Raw genomic sequence first — 19,152 nt, forward strand, 5'->3', positions numbered from 1 at the left:
GGTAAATGCCCCCCCCGAGCCCCATGCGTGCCACGCGCCCGCCGCTTTGGCCGCCTGTGGTGCCGCCCTCAACGAACCACTCGGACCCAATGATGAAGCTCCTGCGTTACGTACTGATCGCCGCTGTCCTCTTCACCGCTTTCTGCTATCTCAACAACACCTCCCTCTTCTCCACCCCAGAAGAAGGAAAGCCCGTGCTGCTCGCGCATCGCGGCCTCCACCAGACCTTCACGCACCACGATCTTAAATCCGACACCTGTACGGCGACGCGCATCTATCCCCCGGAGCACGAGTTCATCGAGAACACGCTCCCCTCCATAGACGCGGCGTTCCGTGCCGGTGCCGACATCGTCGAGCTCGACGTCCACCCGACGACCGACGGCCACTTCGCCGTATTCCACGACTGGACGCTCGGCTGCCGCACCGAGGGCAAGGGCGTCACGCGCGATCACACGCTCGCCGAGTTGAAGGCGCTCGACATCGGCTATGGCTACACCGCCGATGGCGGCATGACGTTTCCCTTGCGCGGCAAGGGCGTCGGGCTGATGCCGACGCTCGATGAGGTGCTAGCGCGGTTCCCCGACAAGCGCTTCCTCATCAACGTGAAAGGCGACGACCCCGAGGAGGGCAAGCTTCTCGCGGCGCGCATCGAGGGGCTTTCGCCCGACGAGCGCAATCTGCTCATGGTCTATGGTGGCAAGCAGCCCATCGCTGAGCTGAACGCCCGTCTTCCGGATATAAAGGTGATGTCCCGCGACACGCTCAAGCGCTGCGGGCTCACCTATCTCGCGGTCGGATGGACCGGCTATGTGCCGCAAGCCTGCCGCAACACGCTGCTGCTGGTGCCGGCGAACTACGCGGGGCTGCTGTGGGGCTGGCCTGAGCGCTTCCTGCAGCGCATGCGCGCGGCCGGCTCCGACGTGTTCGTCACTGGCAACTTCAGCGCCGGCGACCCCGGCACGAGCGGTATCGACGATGCGACGAGCCTTGCTGCAATCCCGAAGGGCTTCGCAGGCGGCATCTGGACCAACCGCATCGATCGCATCGGGCCGGCGGTCCGCGAGGCGGCGCGTTTGAAGCTCGACGACTAGCTGGATTTCTTGAGCTGGCTGGCCCGCAGCCCGCGCGTCGGCCGCCCGGCGGCACCCTGCAGCTGCTCGCGGAACTCGTCGCGCTTCTCGTGGATGGAGGCGATGACCGGCCCGGTCGGCACACCGAGGCCGACCAGCGTCGCCTCGGAGAGCTGCAGGCTCGCCTCGATGGTCTCCGGCACGGCGTCCGTCACCTGCTGCCGGTAGAGGTGGCGGGCATGCTCGGCATCGCGCGCGCGGGCGACGATGAGGATGTCGTCGCGCAAGTCGCGCACCGCGGTGACGATCTCCCCGACCTCCGAGGGCTTGTTGATGGTGATGACCACGCCCTTGGCCTGCTCGATGCCGCAGCGCTTGAGGAACAGCGGGTTCTTGGCGTCGCCGAAATAGACCGGCAACCCCTCATCGCGGCAGCGCGTTACCGCCGCCGGGTCCTTTTCGACGATGATGTGCCGCACGTTGTGCCGCTTGAGCATTTCGGAGACGAGCCCGCCGACGCGGCCCGAGCCGATAATGATGGCGTCAACGTGCTCATGCGGCGGCGGCACGCTGAGCGCCGGGTTGGGCTCCTGCTTGACCGCCAGCTCGCCCGAAAGCCACCTCCCGAGATGGTCGAGTGCCGGCACCAGCGCCATGGAGAACGAGGTGATGGCGAGGACGATCGCGCCGCGGCCGTCCGAGATGATGCCTTCCACGATGGCCAGCCCGATGACGATGAACGCGAACTCGCCCCCGGGCCCGAGCAGCAGCGCCGTCTCGACGGTCGACGGCCATGAGATGCGGAAGAGGCGCAAGAGGCCGACGAGCACGGCGCCCTTGATGGCGATCAGCCCGAGGATGCCTCCGATGATCGCCCACGGGTAGGCGAGGAGCGTCGATACGTTGAGGCTCATGCCGACCGAGAAGAAGAAGACGCCGAGCAACAGGCCCTTGAACGGGTCGATCGTCGCTTCGATGGCGCGGTGATACTCGGTCTCCGACAATAGCAGCCCGGCGATGAAAGCCCCCAGCGCCATCGACAGTCCGGCGGCGGCGGTGACGAGCCCGCTGCCGACGACCACGAGCAATGCGGCAGCGACGAACAGTTCGGTCGAATCGGCGGAAGCGACGTGCCGGAACAGCGGCCGCAGCAGCGCCGTGCCGACGACGGCGATGAGAACGATGACGAGCAGCGCCTGCCCGAAGGCCTGCGCGAGGCCGCCGAGCAAGCTGCCCTCATGTTCCGGCCCGAGAATAGATACGAGGAAGAGGAGCGGGACGACCGCCAAGTCCTGCAGCAGCAGGATGGCGAAGGAGGTGCGTCCGGTGGTGGTGCTGAGACGCCCGTGCCGCGACAGCACCTCGATGACGACGGCCGTCGATGAAAGGGCGAGCGAAAAGCCGATGAGGGCCGCTGAGCCGGGCTTGGCGCCGAACAGCGCGGCGATGAGGCCGATGATCACCGCCGAGATGGAGACCTGCAGCGTGCCGAGGCCGAACACCAGCCGCCGCATAGTGAGCAAGCGCTTGAACGACAGCTCGAGGCCGATGATGAATAGAAGGAAGACGATGCCCAGCTCGGCGATGGCGCCGAGGCCCTTGTCCTCCGACACCGTGATCCATTGCAGCGGCGGCAAGTAGCCCTTCAGCGCGCCGAGACCATGCGGGCCGAGCACGGCGCCGGCGATGAGGAAGCCGAGAATGGGGCTGAGCCTGAAGCGCTGGCCGAGCGGCACCAACACGGCTGCGGTGACGAGGACGATCATCGCCTCGCGGTAGATGGTGAAATCGGTGCCTTCCGCCGTCATCGCTCTCCCGCCGCCGGGCATTTAGCGCTGCAGTTGCCACGCGAAGCATTGCGGTCGATCAATAGCAGAAACTTCCCCGATAATGAGGCGCCGCCTTGCGTGGTAGGCGCAAATCCTCAGGCGGCGTTGAGGCGCGCTTCGATCGCCTGCAGCGCAGCATCGGCGCGCGAGCCGTCCGGACCACCCGCCTGCGCCATGTCGGGACGCCCGCCGCCCCCCTTGCCGCCCACCGCTTCCGAGCCGGCACGCACGAGATCGACGGCGCTCACCTTGTCGGCGAGGTCGGTCGTCACGGCGACGACGATGCCGAGCTTGCCGTCGGCCGAATTATTGGCGATGGCGACGATCCCCGAGCCGATCTTGGCGCGCCCGTCGTCGGCCATGGCCTTGAGATCCTTCATCTCGACGCCCGACACCGACAGCTTGAGGAACTTGCGGCCGCCTACCTCGATGACCGCCGGCCCGGCATCCTTGCTCCCGCCGCCGAGGGCGAGCTGCTTCTTGGCCTCGGCGAGTTGGCGCTCGAGTTGCTTACGCTCCTCGATCAGCGCCTTTACGCGCTCGCCCGCATCCTCCGGGCGCACGTGCAGCGCCGAGGCGATGTCCTTGATGCGCGCCTCCTGCTCGCTCAAGTAGGCACGCGCGGCTTCCGCCGTGAGCGCCTCGATGCGGCGCACGCCCGAGGCGCTGGCGCTTTCGGCGATGATCTTGACGAGGCCGATGTCGCCGGTGCGCCTGACGTGCGTGCCGCCGCACAATTCGACTGACCAGGCTTTGTTGGCATTGGGGCCGGCTTCACCCATCGAGACGACGCGCACCTCGTCGCCGTATTTCTCGCCGAACAGCGCCATGGCGCCCGACTGCATGGCGTCCTCGAGCGCCATCAGGCGCGTCTCGACGGGGGAATTCTGCAGCACGATGGCGTTGGCGCGCGCCTCGACGGCAGCGATCTCCTCGGGGCTCATCGGCTTGGGATGCGAGAAGTCGAAGCGCAGCCGCCCCGGCGCCACGAGCGAGCCCTTCTGCGCCACGTGCGGCCCCAGCACCTGGCGCAGCGCCTCGTGCAGCAAGTGGGTCGCCGAGTGGTTGGCGCGGATGGCCGTGCGGTTGGCGTGATCGACGGTAAGATCGACCGTCTCGCCCGTCTTGAAGCTGCCCTTCTCCACCGTGCCGAGGTGCACGTAGAGGCCGCCGGCCTTCTTCTGCGTATCGGTGACGCGGAACAGCGCGCCCTTGGCGCCGACGATGACGCCCGTGTCACCCACCTGGCCGCCGGATTCGCCATAGAACGGCGTCTGGTTGACGACGATCGCCGCCTCCTCGCCGGCCTTGAGGCTCTTTACCTCCTTACCGTCCTTGATGAGCGCCACGATCTCGCCCGCCGCCGTCTCCGCCTCGTAGCCGAGGAACTCGCTGGCGCCGGTCTTCTCCTTGACCTCGAACCAGATCGCCTCCGTCGCCGCCTCGCCAGAGCCCTTCCAGGCCTTGCGCGCTTCCGCCTTCTGCCGCTCCATCGCCGCGTTGAAGGCCTCGGTGCCGACCGAAATTCCGCGCGGGCGCAGCGCGTCCTCGGTCAGGTCGAGCGGGAAGCCGAACGTATCGTAAAGCTTGAAGGCCGTCTCTCCGGGCAGCACATCGCCCTTCTTCAGCTTGGCGGTCGCCTCGCCAAGCAGGCCAAGGCCCTTTTCCAGCGTCTTCTTGAAGCGCGTTTCCTCCAGCAGCAGCGTCTCGGTGATCAGCGGCTGGGCGCGCTGCAGCTCGTGATAGGTGTCGCCCATCTCGTGCACCAGCGCCGGCACCAGGCGGTGCATCAGCGGCTCCTTAGCACCCAAGAGGTGTGCATGGCGCATAGCGCGACGCATAATGCGGCGGAGCACGTAGCCGCGCCCTTCATTCGAGGGCAGCACGCCGTCGGCGATGAGAAAGCTTGTGGCGCGCAAATGATCGGCGATGACGCGGTGCGAGGCCTTGTGCTCTCCCGTCGCCGGAACGCCCGTGGCCGCCACGGAGGCCGCGATCAGCGCCTTGAACAGATCGATGTCGTAGTTGTCGTGCACGCCCTGCAGCACGGCGGCGATGCGCTCGAGCCCCATGCCGGTGTCGACGGAGTGCTTGGGCAGGTCGATGCGCTCGCCTCCCGGCAGCTGCTCGTACTGCATGAACACGAGGTTCCAGATCTCGACGAAGCGGTCGCCGTCGGCATCCTTGGAGCCCGGCGGGCCGCCGGGGATCGTGTCGCCGTGATCCCAGAAGATCTCCGAGCACGGCCCGCACGGCCCGGTGTCGCCCATCTGCCAGAAGTTGTCGCTCGTGGCGATGCGGATGATCTTGTCGTCGGAGAAGCCGGTCAGCTTCTTCCAGATCGAATACGCCTCCTCGTCGTCGTGGTAGACGGTGATGGTGAGGCGCTTCTTGTCGAGACCGAAGTCCTTGGTCAGCAGCTCCCAGGCGAGCGGGATGGCCTGGCTCTTGAAGTAGTCGCCGAAGGAGAAGTTGCCGAGCATCTCGAAAAAGGTGTGGTGGCGCGCCGTGTAGCCGACGTTGTCGAGGTCGTTGTGCTTGCCGCCGGCGCGCACGCACTTTTGCGAGGACGCGGCGCGCACGTAGGGGCGCGTCTCCTGGCCGGTGAACACGTTCTTGAACTGCACCATGCCGGCGTTGGTGAACATCAACGTCGGATCGTTGCGCGGCACCAGGGGCGATGACGGCACGACCTCGTGGCCGTTGCTCTTGAAGAAGTCGAGAAACGCGCGGCGGATATCGTTGACGGAGGCCATCTTGTCGCTTTCGGAAAAGGCACCGGCGCCCAGGGTGTCTGACCCTTCGGGTCTGACACCGGGTCGGGGCATATCCGTCGCGGATCGGAAGCCTTGGTGTCAAGCGCCTGCGGCGCTTTCTACCCTCCGGATGATCCATCCCAATTGTCATCCTCGGGCTTGTCCCGAGGATCCAGGGGGGACGCGGGCTCCTAGTGCCTATAGCGCTGGCGATTGCCCACCACCGAGGCCGGTGCGTCGGAGCAAGCGCAGAATTGGGCCTTCGGGTCATGCCGGAGGTATGCTTCCAGCATGAGCCCGAGGATGACACACTTGTTAGACCGCCGGTCGGCTCGCCCGGCTGCGGAACTCAGCGCTTGGCGCGGGCCGGCTTCTTGCCGCCGTCATCCTCGTCGGGCAGCACGCCGTCCTCGTCCGGCTCCTCGCCGTCGTCGGCCACCGCCTCCTCGATCAGGAGCTTGTCGACGATCAGCCCGGCGTTCTCGCGGATCGCCTTCTCGATGGCCGCCGCCACCTTCGGGTTCTCCTTCAGATACGCCTTGGCGTTCTCGCGCCCCTGGCCGATGCGGTTGCCGCCATAGGAGAACCAGGCGCCCGACTTCTCGACCACGCCCACCTTGCTTCCCAGGTCGATCAGCTCGCCCACCTTGGAGATGCCCTCGCCGTACATGATGTCGAACTCGACCTGCTTGAACGGCGGGGCCACCTTGTTCTTGACCACCTTGACGCGCGTCTGGTTCCCGACCACCTCCTCGCGCTCCTTGATCTGGCCGATGCGGCGGATGTCGAGGCGCACCGAGGAGTAGAACTTCAGCGCGTTGCCGCCCGTCGTCGTCTCCGGGTTGCCGAACATGATGCCGATCTTCATGCGGATCTGGTTGATGAAGATGACCATGCAGCGCGACTTGGAGATCGACGCGGTCAGTTTGCGCAGCGCCTTGCTCATCAGCCGCGCCTGCATGCCGGGTTGCATGTCGGCCATCTCGCCTTCGAGCTCGGCCTTGGGTGTCAGGGCGGCGACGCTATCGACCACCAGCACGTCGATGGCGCCGGAGCGCACCAGGGTGTCAGCGATCTCGAGCGCCTGCTCGCCGGTGTCGGGCTGCGAGATCAGGAGGTCCTCGACCTTGACGCCGAGCTTCCTCGCATAGACGGGATCGAGGGCGTGCTCGGCGTCGACGAAGCCGCAGATGCCACCGCGCTTCTGGCTCTCCGCCACGACCTGCAGCGCGAGCGTGGTTTTGCCCGAGGATTCAGGGCCGTAGATTTCGATGACGCGGCCCCGCGGCAGGCCGCCGATGCCGAGCGCGATGTCGAGGCCGAGCGAGCCCGTGGAGATCGCCTCCACGTCCATGGAGGCGTCGTTGGCGCCAAGGCGCATGACCGAGCCCTTGCCGTGCATCTTCTCGATCTGGGAGAGCGCCGCCTCGAGCGCCTTCATCTTATCCATCGCACCCCCCTCGACGACCTTGAATTCCGGCCGGTTCGTCATGTCGTTCACCTATATGGCAAGCGCCCAATGTTCTCAAATTTCGACTCGAATGTACACTTTTTGTTCTTGTCGGTCCAGCCGCATTTACGAGGCCGAAACACTTCGCCTGCGACGGTGCAGGGTCAGTTGCGTTGCGTAGCCCTAGTCCCATGTTCAACGCCATCACCACTGCTTCCAATGCGATGGCCGCTCAGAGCCAACGGCTCGAGGCGGTGGCACAGGCCATTGCGCAGATGGGCGCGACGAAGCCCGCGAGCAGCACACAGGCTGATCCAGGCGCACCCGTCCGCATTGGCGCGCTTCCCATTGGCGATCCTATCGAAAACGTCGTGACGCTCGTCGAGGTAGAGCTGGCTTACCGCATGAACGCGGCCGTCATCGGGACCGCCATCAAGATGATCGATTCCCTCCTCGACATCGTTCAGCCCCATAAGGACGACAGGTAAGTCGTCGGGTCGACCCTGGGGCCCCACCCCTCCGTTGGGTTTGGCCGCTTACATCACTAAATGCCCCACGGTGGACGTGCTTCCGGTGTGCGTAGTGGCCAATTGGCCGCAAGCGCGGGCCGGCTAGCGCGCTAAACTGGCTGATCATTCGAGATCCGATTCGCTAGCCTTCGATGGCCGATATCGCGAAAGTTGCGCAAGAGCTTGCGTCGGAGGCGGCGCCGGCCGAGGCGCCGCCTGCGTCAGGCTCCGCGGTGGGGGCGGAAACGCCCGCGCCTGCCTCCAAGCCCGCCGCCGAGGCGGCGAGCCTCATCGGCGTGCTCGACGCCGATGAGCGCATCCGCGCCTCCTCCGAGCAGCACGAGCGCACGCTGTGGGCGAGCGCGGCTTTTGTCACCCTGCTCTATGCCGCCGTCATCGCCGCGCAGGTGATGAACCTCGGCGGCCTCTCGGCGCTCGAGCAGGAGTTGGAGCGCCAGCGGCAGGAGCGACGGGGCCAGGAATCCAACACCATCAGCGTCGAGCTCGTCCCCGACCCGGACAAGAACGCCAAGACGACGAAATGGCAGGACGGCGCCCAGCAGCCGGCCAATCCGGCGCCGCCGCAGCCGCAGCAGACCGCCGCCCTGCCCCAGCCTCGGGTCGAGCAACCGCAGCCGACCGAAGAGCCGGCCGAGGCGGAGCCGCAGGAGGAAACCGCCGAGACGGAGCGCGAGGCCGGCCAGCCATCGCTCCCCTCGCTCGAGGCCCTCGTCGACGCCGCCGCCGACGATCTCAGCCGGAAGGTCAAGGAGCACTACGACCGCAAGCCGTCGCGCCCGCAGCCGCAGCAGCAGGCGATGTACTCGGGCGGCGGCATGCAGGTGCGCGGCAGCGGCGCCAGCGGCAAGTCGGACGAGTTCAACAAGGCCGTCATCGCCGCCCTGATGAAGACGCGCCCCGGTCCGTTCGCGCTGTGGGGACGCGTGCTCGTCACCTTCCAGATCACCCAGCAGGGCGATCTATTGTATGTGCGCGTGCTGCATTCGAGCGGCAACAAAGCCATGGACGACGCGGCAGTGAATGCCATCCATCGCGCCAAGTTCATCAAGCCGCCGGAGGGCCTTCCCGCCGAGGCGCGCACCTACATCATCGACTACATCTTCGGCTGACCTGCAGAATCGGCGAATTGTCGGTCCCTGGCCGAAGCGCTCGAGGCGTGTCGTCGCCGCCACAACCGCCGCGGGCCGAATCAGCCACTGTGCGCTACCTGTGGAAATCTCGTCGAGGGAGGGTGGAGATGCGCGTGCCTGTTTGGGCAAGTGCCGCGTTGATCCTCTGGTCGTCCGCTGCCCTGGCCGACGGGTTTCAAACCACCGTAACGCCCATCAAGCCGGGTCCGAGCGGCTGGCATTTTCAGTTCACGCCCTATGCCTGGACTCCCTGGATCGATGGCGACACCGTCATCAAGGGGCGCGAGTTCTCGGTCAGCGAGACCCCGGTGCAGGTCCTCGAAACCCTGGACTTCGCCTTCATGGCCTACATGCAGGCGCGCCGCGGCGCCATCACGCTCTATTCCGACATCATCTACGCCGACAACTCGAACTCCACCTCCTTCGCCACCTCGAAAACCTTCTCGCCCAGCGTCAGCGGCGCGCTCGGCGCCGCGCTCTCCGCCGATTATCGCTTCTGGATCGTCGAGCTGGGCGGCATGTACGAGACCAACCGCTGGAAGCTGGGCCACGGTCCCGGCGAAACCGACACGACGCTCGATCTTTTGGCCGGCGCCCGCTACTGGCATCAGGAGCTGGACGTCGACGTAGCCCTCGCCGGCACGCTCAACGTCGACGGCCTCATCGTCTCCGGAACGCGGGCCATCGCGCGCTCGGGCGGCGTCGATTGGGTTGATCCGTTCATCGGCGCCCGCATCACCTACACGCACGCGCCCGGAGAGCAGTTCATCGTGCGCGGCGACATCGGCGGCGTCGGCATCGGCAGCAAGTTCACCTGGCAGACGGTCGCCACCTACAATTGGTACCTCGGCTCGCATGCGGCGATCGACTTCGACGGCTACCTCGGCTGGAAAGCGCTGTCCGTCGATTATGTGCAGGGACGTGGCACCAACCGCTACGAGTTCGACGTCATCCAGCAAGGCCCCGTCGTCGGCCTCACCGGCAGGTTCTAGCCCCGAAGCCGCTGTCATCCCGGAAGCGGTGAGCAGCGCGAACCGCTATCCGGGACCCAGCGTAATGTGTGGCGAAGCCTCCACCGTGCCTTCGGCACATCTTGTGCTGGGTCCCGGGTCTCGCTCGCTGCGCTCGCTTCGCCCGGGATGACAGTGAAGCAGCGAAAAGAGGGCTACTCGAGCGATTGCGCCGGCGCCCAGCCGGGATGATCAAACTCCTGCGGGTAGCGCGCCAAGGCCTCGTCGGCGCGCACCAGGCCATCCATCGGGCTAATGCCGGCGTCCGGCTTCGCCACCGCGCCGATGCCGGTGACGACCTCTTCGAGCAGCGCGCGCAGCTTCTCCTGCGCTTCCCCCGACAGATTGCTGGTGGCCAGGATCCGGTCGGCCTCGACTTTCACCTGCGCCGCAAAACGCAGCGCGTGGTCCGGGGGCATGCGCCGGTGGGTGACGAGCGAGTGGTTGGTGCGCACGAGATCGCGGATCGTCACCATGCCCTTGCGCACCGCCTCGTCGGTCGGCAGCGGCGCAATGGCATGGCCGGCCCGCGGCACGATCTTGTCCGCCGGCGCGGCCGGCGTGCCGAGCAGGGCGAAAAAGATCGCCGTCGCTATGATGCGTCCGATGCGCATGGTGGCAAGCCTAGCGCATTATTCGCGCCCCAGCTCCTCCTTCACCTTGGCGGCGAGCTGCGGCAGCGAGAACGGCTTGGGCAGGAAGGCGAAGTTCTCATCCCCCAGCGCCGCCTTGAAGGCGTCGTTCGGATAGCCGGAGACGAAGATGATCTTCAGGTCCGGGTTCTTCTTGCGCAATTCCTTCAGCAGCGTCGGGCCGTCCATCTCCGGCATGACGACGTCGGAGACGACGATGTCGATCTTGCCCTTGCTCTTCTCCATCACCTCCAGCGCCTCGACGCCACTCGCGGCTTCCAGCACCTTGTAGCCCTGCCGCTTCAGCGCCCGCGCCGCGAAGTTGCGCACCACCTCCTCGTCCTCGACGAGGAGCACGCGCCCGGTGCCGGTGAGGTCGGCGGCGCGCTGCTCCCTCTTTCTCTCCTTCGGGGCGACGGCCTCCTCGTCCTTCTCCGCATTATGGCGTGGCAGGTAGATGCGGAACGTCGTGCCCTTTCCGACCTCGCTCTCGGGATAGATGTAGCCGCCCGACTGCTTGACCATGCCGTAGACGGAAGCCAGGCCCAATCCCGTTCCCTTGCCGACGGCCTTGGTGGTGAAGAACGGCTCGAAGATCTTGTCCATCACCTCGCGGCTCATGCCGTGGCCGGTGTCGCCGACCTCGATCAGCACGTACTCGCCGTGCACGAACTCGCGGTGCTCGAACTTCTGCGACTCGCGCTCGGGGACATTGCGCGCGCGGATGGTCAGCGTGCCGCCGTCCGGCATCGCGTCCTTGGCATTGGTGATGAGGTTGAACAGCGCCTGCACGAACTCGTGCTTGTCGGTCATCACGTACCACAGGTCGGGCGCGGTCTCGATCCTCAGCTCGCTCTTCTCGCCGAGGTAGCGCTTCAGGAGCGAAGACTCATCGCTCAGCACCTCGCCGAGGTTCACCACCTCGTTCTGCAGCGTCTGCTGACGGGCGAGGGCGAGCAGCTTGCGCACCAACTCGGCGGCGCGATTGGCGCTCGACTTGATGTTCATGATGTCTTTGTAGGCGACATCCTTCGGCCGGTGCATGGTCAAGAGCATGTCCGAGAAGCCGAGGATGGCCGTCAGCATGTTGTTGAAATCGTGCGCGATGCCGCCCGCCAGCTTGCCGACCACCTCCATCTTCTGGCTCTGCGCGAAGCGTGCCTCCAGCGCCTTCTGCTCGGTGGCGTCGACGACGTAGAGGATTGCCGCCTCGCGCGCGCCACCCGCCGCGAACGGGCTCATGAACACGCGCGTGACGTGATCGCGCTTGGCGCCGGCGGTGATCTCGATCGGCACGTTGTGCACGCGCCCCGAGATGACGCGCTTCAAGCCCTCGTCGACGGCGGCGCGCGTCTCGGGATCGGCTGCGCGGCCGAGCGCGTCGGCGGCGGAGATGCCCGTACCGGCGGCGCCGTCGAGCAGCATGCGGCAGAAGGCCGAGTTGGCGGAAACGATGCGCCCGTCGGACCCGAGCATGGCGATGCCGAACGGCGCCGACTGGAAGAAGCGTGCAAAGCGCGCACCGGCAGCGTCGCCCTCGAACTCGGCGGCGCCTTCGCCGGCGAGGTCGACGACGGCGACGGTCAGCCCCCTGCCGCTCGGCACGGCGCGAGCCAGCAGGCGCGCCGGCATCACGCGGCCGTCCTCGCGTGCCAGGTCCACGTCCAGCGTCGCCGATTCCTCGTTGGCTGAGCCGGTAAGGTGCGAAACGAGCGCCGCTCCATCGCCGGAGGCGATGTCGGCGAGCGTCAACCGTTGCTCGACCACGGCCCTCGGCGTGTGCCCGATCCAGCGCGCCAGCGTCCCGTTGACATGCAAGAGCGTGCCGTCAGCGGCGACCGAGGCGAGCCCGATCGGCGCGTTGTCGAACTGTGCCAGCTGCACCTCGACGCCGGCGATGCGGGTTGCTTCGCGCTGACGGTCGGCAGTGACGTCGGTGAGACGCCAAATGACGAGGCCGGATGGGTCACGCTCGACGGCGATCGGACTTACCGACAACTGCAGCGTGCGACGCGTACGCTCGCCCGGCAGTGGGCGCCCGACGGCGAACTCCTCGGCGAGCGGCTCGCCGCGCTCGGCGGCACGCGTCAAGCGGAACAGCGCCGCGCTCGCTGCAGCATCGCCGGTAAGGAACTGCTGCAAGCCAACGAGCTGGTCGCGCTCACCGCGGCCGACCAACGCCTCGAACGTCGCGTTGGCGTACAGCGGCTCGCCGTCGCGACGCGCGATCATCACGCCAACGTCGAGGCCATCGGCCGCCGCTTTCACGATGTCGACGAGCGGCGCGCGTTGACCGAAGCGGATGTAGCCGGCCGAGTAGGCGAAGAGGGCGAACAGGCCGACCGTCGCCAGCGCTACCAACATGGCGACGAGCACGGGGGTCCCGACGCCGCTGGCGACGACGCCAAGGGCGATGAGCGCGCCGATGACGATCGCGCCGACGGTCGGCAGGTAGCTGCCGAGCCCCTGCATCGGTGTGATGGCGTCGAAGGGAGCGGACGGCAGCTCGATGGCGTCGTGCTCGCGCATGCGCAGGGAAGCTATCTGATTCTGAGAGGGGGAGGCGTGAGGCGCCGGCATGGCCGATATACTCTGGTACGCATTACACACAAGCTTCGCACCGAAGGCTAGCCGCGGGGCTAGAAGGCCCGATTTTGCGGGCGCGGCGGCATCACGGGTTGCGGCGCTTTACCCGTCAACAGTTCGATCATTAGGGTTAAAATCGCATGAACTAGCGGGTATACCCGCAGGGGTGGCGCGGCGATGGCGGCGCGCATCCTGGAACCGCCAACGATCTGCGTGTCTTATGCGCGACGAGTGAGAAAATGCCGGAAGTTTTGCTGCACGTGCATTCGTTGCCGCGGTCGTGGTCGCGCTGGCCATCGTCGTGCGAAAAATGACGCGCGGCCCCGCTCTCACCAACTTGTGCGCGCCTAAGCCGGCGAAGCCTATCGACGTCGTCGAGCAGGCAGCGCTCGACGGCAAGCGCAAGCTGCTGCTCGTGCGCTGTGCCGGGCCGCGCGTTTCGCCATCGCCACCCACGCGCCCGCCACACCTACTCGGACAAGCGGCCGAGTGATCGCGGGCGTCATCGTCGTCATTGCACAGTCTCTTGCGGGGAGGTTCCTGATGCGCCGTTCGATGCCGATATCGAGGCTACTCGCTTTGCTGGCGTGCGCGGCCGGCACGCTGGCGAGCGCCGCCGCGGTCGCGCAAACGGCATCGCCCACACCCGCCCCCGCCGCCAAGGCTGCGGCCGACACTGCACCGGCGCCTGCTCCCCCAGCGCCGCCAGCGCAACCGAAAGCGGGCGGTCCCTCCGTCGACGAGCTGGTGAAACCCGTCAACGGTCTCTCCGGCGCTATCGAGGCGGCCGAGAAGAACCTCGAGCAGTCGCCCGGCAGCCAGCGTGACCTCGCCGCGCTGCGCACAGGCATCGAGAAGATCGAGAACAACGCCAAGGAGGCGGCCGAGACGCTGCGTCCGCGTCTGGAGGAAGTGCGCTCACAGATCGCCAAGCTCGGCGCGCCACCCGCCGCTGGCGAGCCGCCCGAGGCGCCCGACGTCGCCGCCGAGCGCCAGCGGCTCAACGGCATCGCCGCGCAGATCGACGGCGCCATCAAGAAAGCTGCGCTCATCGAGGTGCGGGCGCGCCAGCTCATCGGCCGCGTGCAGAGCGCGCGCAAGGGCATCTTCACGCGCTTCCTCTTCCGCCAGACGGACACGCCGCTGCAGTGGCGCGTCTGGGAGCAGGCCGGCGATCAGCTGCACCTCGCGCGCCGCCAGCTCGGTTTCATCGTTTCGAATTGGTGGTCGGCCGCCAAGCTGAACGGCCTTGGCCTCTTGGCCGTCGTCGGCGCCGCGCTGCTCGGCTTCTTGGGGCTGCACCTGCTGACCCGCCGCCTCATCCACACGCGCCTCGACGTCAGCGGACCGTCGCTGCCGTCGCTGCCCGAGCGCGCCGCCAATGCGGCGTGGGTGGCCCCCGCCTTTGCCCTTCCCGTCGCCGCCGCCCTCATCGTGCTCTACGTCGGGCTCGACGAGCTGGGGCTGCTCTACTGGCAGGTTGAGCGCTTCGCCCAGTCGGCGCTCTTTCCGTTGCTGGTGATGATCGCCGTCTCGGCGCTGGCACGTGCCCTGCTGCAGCCGAAGCGGCCGCGCTGGCGCGTGCTCGATCTCGACGATGCGAGCGCGCGCACGGTGAGCTTCGCCGTGCAGGCGATGACTGTCGTCTATGCCCTCGACTATCTCGCCCGCCGCCTGGTCAGCATCCTGTCGCTGCCGCTGTCGACGAGCATCGTCACGGCCTTCATCGCCAGCCTCTTCTATGCAGCGCTGCTGCTGCTCATCGTGCGCACGCCGCTCACCGCGCCGAGCAACGTGCCGGGCCTTCCCGTCTCGCGCTGGCGTCCCTATCGGATGAAGATCCCGCTTGTCGTCCTTGCAGCGGTCCTGCTCGGCGCCTCCCTGCTCGGCTATGTGACGCTCGGCCGTTTCATCGTCACGCAAATCCTGACGACCGGCGCCGGCATCCTCGTCGTCGGACTGCTGCACGTCGCCATCCGCTGGCTCGTCCCCGAGCCGAGCGAACGGCCGAGCGGCATGAGCGCCATCATCGAGCAGCGCTTCAACCTCGACGATTTCGGCCGCAGCCAGCTCGCCCGCTTCCAGCGCGGCGTGCTCAACGTGCTGTTGTTCGCGCTTGCCGTGCCGCTGCTGCTGCTGTCGTGGGGCATCTCCAGCGCCGAGATCACCAGCTGGATGCGCGCCGCCGTGTTCGGCTTCGAGGTCGGTGGCGTACGCATCTCGCTCGCCCGCATCATCGCGGCCCTCGCGCTGTTCGTCGGCCTGCTCGCGGCGACGCGCTTCGTGCAGCGCTGGCTGGCCGCCGGAGCGCTGGCGCAGGGCCGCATCGATGCCGGGCTCGCCAACTCGATCTACACCGGCGCCGGATACGTCGGCTTCGCCGTCGCTGCGCTGGTGGCGATTTCCTACGCCGGCTTCGACATAACGAGCCTCGCCATCGTCGCCGGCGCCTTGTCGGTCGGCATCGGCTTCGGCCTGCAGTCGATCGTCAACAATTTCGTCTCCGGGCTCATCCTCCTCGTCGAGCGGCCGATCAAGGTGGGCGACCGCGTGACCGTCAACGGCCAGGACGGCTTCGTGCGCCGCATCTCGGTTCGCGCCACGGAGATCGAGACCTTCGATCGCGCCAGCCTCATCGTTCCCAACGCGGAATTCATCACCACGACGGTTACCAACTGGACCCATCGCAACACGTTGGGCCGCGCGCTCATCCGGGTCAGTGCCGGCTATGATGCCGACCCGGAGCAGGTGCTCGACATATTGTTGAAGGCCGCCCACGATTGCGAACTCGTGCAGAAGCATCCGCCGCCGTGGGCAGGGTTCGACAATTTCGGAGCTGACGGCCTGGAGTTTGTGTTGATCGCCGTGGTGACGGACGTGAACAAGATCGGCGATGCGCGCTCGGATCTGCGGATGCGGATTCTCAAGGCGTTCCGCGCATCCGGTATCGAGATCCCCTATCCACAGCGGGACTTCCACATTCGCGATCTAGACAAGCTGCGCAATTTGCTCGAGCGAGAAGCGGCTGGGCACTCGCGCGATGAGGAGAGCGTCTTGAGTGCAGCAGCGGCCCAGTCCGACGTCCGTCGATGATGCGCAAGGCGCCGTGCCCGCGCGGCGCCTTCAGTCCTCGCGGTAGACGCGCTCGCGCCGCTCGTGGCGCTCCTGCGCCTCGACCGACAGCGTGGCGATGGGGCGCGCATCGAGGCGCTTCAAGCCGATCGGCTCGCCCGTCTCCTCGCAGTAGCCGTACGAGCCATCCTCGATGCGGGCCAGCGCCGCATCGATCTTGGCGATGAGCTTGCGCTGGCGGTCGCGGGCGCGCAGCTCCAGCGCCCGGTCGGTCTCCGACGTAGCCCGGTCGGCGAGATCGGCGTGCTGGGTCGATTCCTCGTGCAGACCGACGAGCGTCTCGCGCGTCTGGCGGATGATCTCGTCTTTCCAGTTGAGCAGCTTCTGGCGGAAGTACATCCGCTGGCGCTCGTTCATGAACGGCTCGTCCTCGCTCGGACGGTAGTCAGGAGGCAGCACAATCGACGAAGACTTGGCGCGTGCCGTCATCTTTTTCCCCGCAACCTTCTGCTTTGCGACAACCTGCTTTTCGACAGCCTTCTTGTCGCTGGTTTTCCGGCTGGCCATGACCTTCGCTTTGGGCGCCGTGCCGCCATTCCGCTTGGCCGCGCGCGAGGGTACAGCGCGGCCCACAGGGGAGGCCTTCGCCTTGACCGGCTTCTTGGCGCTTCGCTTGCTCATCCGGGCCTCCACGAGGCTTGAAGAGACGGCCGGCCCCTCAACCGGCGGTAACAAGCTGCTTTAGGCGCCTCCTATTGGCGGCAGTGCGAGCGTCTGTCAAGGCGTTCCGCGGTGCCGCATAAGTTGCGGCAGCGCCAGCAAAAAGGCGTCGGGTGCGAATCAGTGCATGCGGCAGGCAACCCGCCCGTTTGGCAGGCAGGACGCCATTGCGGCATCGGCGCCGCCCTAGTGTCCCGATTCCGAAGTTCGCCAGAGTTTGCGGCCGGGACCGGGAGCGAACTTCGGAATCATAAGGGACACTAGAAAGTATGGACTTGCTAGTGTGATTCAGATCGAGAAATTCGCTCGGCACCTCGCCGCGCACGATGGTGAATTTCTCGATCATCACACTAGCGCGCCTTGCCCCCCGCGTGCGCCGGCCTCTAATGTCGAGGCGGCCCCTTCGCTGACACAAGGACCCCTCCCCGCCGATGAAGTTCGATGGAACGCGCCGCTACGTGGCGACGGATGATCTCAAGGTGGCCGTCAACGCCGCGATCACCCTCTCCCGCCCGCTGCTCATCAAGGGCGAGCCCGGCACCGGCAAGACGGCCCTCGCCCTCGAGGTGGCCGACGCGCTCGGGGTGCCGATCATCGAGTGGCATATAAAATCGACCACCAAGGCCCACCAGGGTCTTTACGAGTACGACGCCGTCTCGCGCCTGCGCGACAGCCAGCTCGGCGATGCGCGCGTCCACGACATCAAGAACTACATCAAGCGCGGCAAGCTGTGGGAGGCGTTCGACAAGGACGTGCGCCCGGTGCTGCTCATCGACGAGATCGACAAGGCCGACATCGAGTTCCCCAACGACTTGTTGCAGGAGCTCGATCGCATGGAGTTCTTCGTCTACGAGACGGGCGAGACTATCAAAGCGCGCAACCGACCGATTGTCATCATCACGTCGAACAACGAGAAGGAGCTGCCCGACGCCTTCCTGCGCCGCTGCTTCTTCCACTACATCAAGTTCCCCGACGACGAGACCATGCGGGCGATCGTCGAGGTGCACTTCCCCGGCCTCAAGGGGCGCCTCGTCGCCGAGGCCATGCGCATCTTCTACGACATCCGCGACGTGCCGGGGTTGAAGAAGAAGCCGTCGACCTCGGAGCTGCTCGACTGGCTGAAGCTGTTGCTCAACGAGGACGTGCAGCCGGAGACGCTGCGCGAGACCGACAGCCGCAAGCTCATCCCCCCGCTTGCCGGCGCGCTTTTGAAGAACGAGCAGGATATACACCTATTCGAGCGGATCGCCTTCATGGCGCGCCGCAAGGGCGAGTAGGCTCGGCCTGAGCACTGCAACTGGGGGATCTGCATGACATCGACCAACCCGCCGCCGGCTGGGCCGAGCGCCACCGACGCCGCGCTATCGAGCCTCATCGTCAACAGTGGTTACGGCGGATTGCACGCCACGATCTTGTCCGCGGTTGCCCTCGTTTTGTCCGCATTCTCTCTCTACGAGGCCAGCTTCAAAACGGCGGACATCGAAATCTACGTGCCGCCGGTCATCCAGTACGCCCGCGACGGGGGCGGCGATACGGAAGTGTTCGTCGTGCCGATCACCGTCACCAACGCGGGCGCGCGCACGGGGACGGTTCTATCGATGGAACTCAGCGTCGAAGATCTGAAGACGAAGCGGACGAAGCGCTACTACAGCGCCTTCCTCGGCGAGCATCAGGTCGACCCGGACGCGGCGAACCGCTCGTTCGCGCCGCTGTCCATACCCGGACACGCGACGTTCAGCGACACGGTGCGCTTCTATCCCATCGGCAATCCTTTTCCGAAATTGGCGGAGGAGGCCGGCGATTACCGCTTCACGTTGAGCCTCGTCACGGCGGCGGCGGCGCGGCCCGACTTGATCGATCGCGTGCTCGCCACCAAGCCGGCACCGGTCGTCTTCGAGCGTACGCTGCCCTGGGTCTCCGAGCAGCAGCTCGGCCAGCGCCGCATCACCATCTCCATGCCCGAGAAGGGGTGGACCGCCGTGCCGGCGGCACAATTGGAGGGACCGGGCGTCCCCAAGTGAGCACGGCCTGCGCCGGACGGGCGGGACCGCAGCTCGACGAACATGAACGATTTCTGACGCGTCGCTTCAGCGATCGTTCAATGGCTCGTGCCTAAGCTGCAGGTATCAACACCATACGCAGGTGGAGTGTCATGGCAGAGTTTATTCGCAGCGGCTTGATCATCCTCATGGGAATGACGGTCATGGCTGCCGGTGTGCTGGTCATCTTCTACGGCTGACGCGTGCAACGCTGCGTTGCGTCGCTTGCCGCGGCGCTCGCTTTTCACTAGCTAAGGGGACCTCTAGTGTCGCGATTCCGAAGTTCGCCGGAGTTCGCAGCTGGGGCCGGGAGCGAACTTCGGAATCA

14 protein-coding genes are annotated in these 19,152 nt (G+C 66.5%); 8 read left to right on the top strand and 6 right to left on the bottom strand.

Features of this window, described 5'->3' with window-relative positions:
* The first annotated feature begins 89 nt into the window (after positions 1-89).
* Positions 90-1,091 (top strand): glycerophosphodiester phosphodiesterase family protein, encoded by a 1,002-nt coding sequence (locus F9K20_RS19285; protein WP_291005806.1) that lies wholly within the window; start codon positions 90-92, stop codon positions 1,089-1,091.
* Here the strand turns inward: F9K20_RS19285 and F9K20_RS19290 are convergent.
* From F9K20_RS19290 to recA, 3 genes are all read right to left on the bottom strand, one after another.
* Positions 1,088-2,878 (bottom strand): cation:proton antiporter, encoded by a 1,791-nt coding sequence (locus tag F9K20_RS19290; protein ID WP_291005809.1) that lies wholly within the window; start codon positions 2,876-2,878, stop codon positions 1,088-1,090. The two genes, F9K20_RS19285 and F9K20_RS19290, sit on opposite strands and share 4 nt — an antisense overlap.
* A gap of 116 nt (positions 2,879-2,994) precedes the next feature.
* Positions 2,995-5,655, bottom strand: a complete 2,661-nt coding sequence (alaS, locus tag F9K20_RS19295) for an alanine--tRNA ligase (RefSeq protein WP_291005812.1) — start codon at positions 5,653-5,655, stop codon at positions 2,995-2,997.
* Between the two features lie 349 nt (positions 5,656-6,004).
* Complete coding sequence (recA, locus tag F9K20_RS19300) at positions 6,005-7,147, bottom strand: recombinase RecA (protein WP_291005814.1); 1,143 nt, start codon at positions 7,145-7,147, stop codon at positions 6,005-6,007.
* Positions 7,148-7,296: 149 nt separating this feature from the next.
* Here recA and F9K20_RS19305 point away from each other — a divergent pair, with 149 nt between their 5' ends.
* The 3 genes from F9K20_RS19305 (at position 7,297) to F9K20_RS19315 (ending at position 9,757) form a co-directional block, all read left to right on the top strand.
* Complete coding sequence (locus F9K20_RS19305; RefSeq protein ID WP_291005816.1) at positions 7,297-7,593, top strand: hypothetical protein; 297 nt, start codon at positions 7,297-7,299, stop codon at positions 7,591-7,593.
* 173 nt (positions 7,594-7,766) lie between these two features.
* Positions 7,767-8,744, top strand: a complete 978-nt coding sequence (locus F9K20_RS19310) for an energy transducer TonB (protein WP_291005819.1) — start codon at positions 7,767-7,769, stop codon at positions 8,742-8,744.
* A 128-nt stretch (positions 8,745-8,872) separates the two neighbouring features.
* On the top strand, positions 8,873-9,757 hold the full coding sequence (locus F9K20_RS19315) for a hypothetical protein (protein ID WP_291005822.1): 885 nt from the start codon (positions 8,873-8,875) through the stop codon (positions 9,755-9,757).
* A 173-nt stretch (positions 9,758-9,930) separates the two neighbouring features.
* Here F9K20_RS19315 and F9K20_RS19320 read toward each other — a convergent pair whose 3' ends face one another.
* Positions 9,931-10,389: a hypothetical protein gene (locus F9K20_RS19320; protein ID WP_291005826.1), complete on the bottom strand. Its 459-nt coding sequence runs from the start codon at positions 10,387-10,389 to the stop codon at positions 9,931-9,933.
* Between the two features lie 18 nt (positions 10,390-10,407).
* Positions 10,408-12,936, bottom strand: coding sequence for a response regulator (locus tag F9K20_RS19325; RefSeq protein ID WP_291005829.1), 2,529 nt, complete (start codon positions 12,934-12,936; stop codon positions 10,408-10,410).
* A 367-nt stretch (positions 12,937-13,303) separates the two neighbouring features.
* Between F9K20_RS19325 and F9K20_RS19330 the strand changes: the two genes are divergently transcribed.
* On the top strand, positions 13,304-13,486 hold the full coding sequence (locus F9K20_RS19330) for a hypothetical protein (protein ID WP_291005832.1): 183 nt from the start codon (positions 13,304-13,306) through the stop codon (positions 13,484-13,486).
* 50 nt (positions 13,487-13,536) lie between these two features.
* The gene (locus tag F9K20_RS19335) at positions 13,537-16,086 is read left to right on the top strand and encodes a DUF3772 domain-containing protein (protein ID WP_291005834.1); all 2,550 of its coding nucleotides are present in this window, start codon (positions 13,537-13,539) and stop codon (positions 16,084-16,086) included.
* 30 nt (positions 16,087-16,116) lie between these two features.
* Here the strand turns inward: F9K20_RS19335 and dksA are convergent, their stop codons facing one another.
* Positions 16,117-16,554 (bottom strand): RNA polymerase-binding protein DksA, encoded by a 438-nt coding sequence (gene dksA / locus F9K20_RS19340; RefSeq protein ID WP_367115911.1) that lies wholly within the window; start codon positions 16,552-16,554, stop codon positions 16,117-16,119.
* 662 nt (positions 16,555-17,216) lie between these two features.
* Between dksA and F9K20_RS19345 the strand changes: the two genes are divergently transcribed.
* On the top strand, positions 17,217-18,062 hold the full coding sequence (locus F9K20_RS19345; protein ID WP_291005840.1) for a MoxR family ATPase: 846 nt from the start codon (positions 17,217-17,219) through the stop codon (positions 18,060-18,062).
* A 33-nt stretch (positions 18,063-18,095) separates the two neighbouring features.
* Entirely contained in the window at positions 18,096-18,806 is a 711-nt protein-coding gene (locus F9K20_RS19350) for a hypothetical protein (RefSeq protein ID WP_291005842.1), read from the top strand.
* Positions 18,807-19,152 lie beyond the last annotated feature (346 nt).

Origin of the sequence: Hyphomicrobium sp., assembly GCF_009026145.1 — a bacterium.
Lineage (GTDB): Bacteria > Pseudomonadota > Alphaproteobacteria > Rhizobiales > Hyphomicrobiaceae > Hyphomicrobium_A.

Coding starts and splice junctions, on each gene's coding strand:
- dksA (WP_367115911.1), bottom strand. CDS start 16,554: ATGACGGCACGCGCCAAGTCTTCGTCGATTGTGCTGCCTCCTGACTAC.
- F9K20_RS19350 (WP_291005842.1), top strand. CDS start 18,096: ATGACATCGACCAACCCGCCGCCGGCTGGGCCGAGCGCCACCGACGCC.
- F9K20_RS19345 (WP_291005840.1), top strand. CDS start 17,217: ATGAAGTTCGATGGAACGCGCCGCTACGTGGCGACGGATGATCTCAAG.
- F9K20_RS19315 (WP_291005822.1), top strand. CDS start 8,873: ATGCGCGTGCCTGTTTGGGCAAGTGCCGCGTTGATCCTCTGGTCGTCC.
- F9K20_RS19325 (WP_291005829.1), bottom strand. CDS start 12,936: ATGCGCGAGCACGACGCCATCGAGCTGCCGTCCGCTCCCTTCGACGCC.
- alaS (WP_291005812.1), bottom strand. CDS start 5,655: ATGGCCTCCGTCAACGATATCCGCCGCGCGTTTCTCGACTTCTTCAAG.
- F9K20_RS19285 (WP_291005806.1), top strand. CDS start 90: ATGATGAAGCTCCTGCGTTACGTACTGATCGCCGCTGTCCTCTTCACC.
- recA (WP_291005814.1), bottom strand. CDS start 7,147: ATGACGAACCGGCCGGAATTCAAGGTCGTCGAGGGGGGTGCGATGGAT.
- F9K20_RS19320 (WP_291005826.1), bottom strand. CDS start 10,389: ATGCGCATCGGACGCATCATAGCGACGGCGATCTTTTTCGCCCTGCTC.
- F9K20_RS19305 (WP_291005816.1), top strand. CDS start 7,297: ATGTTCAACGCCATCACCACTGCTTCCAATGCGATGGCCGCTCAGAGC.
- F9K20_RS19330 (WP_291005832.1), top strand. CDS start 13,304: ATGACGCGCGGCCCCGCTCTCACCAACTTGTGCGCGCCTAAGCCGGCG.
- F9K20_RS19310 (WP_291005819.1), top strand. CDS start 7,767: ATGGCCGATATCGCGAAAGTTGCGCAAGAGCTTGCGTCGGAGGCGGCG.
- F9K20_RS19290 (WP_291005809.1), bottom strand. CDS start 2,878: ATGACGGCGGAAGGCACCGATTTCACCATCTACCGCGAGGCGATGATC.
- F9K20_RS19335 (WP_291005834.1), top strand. CDS start 13,537: ATGCGCCGTTCGATGCCGATATCGAGGCTACTCGCTTTGCTGGCGTGC.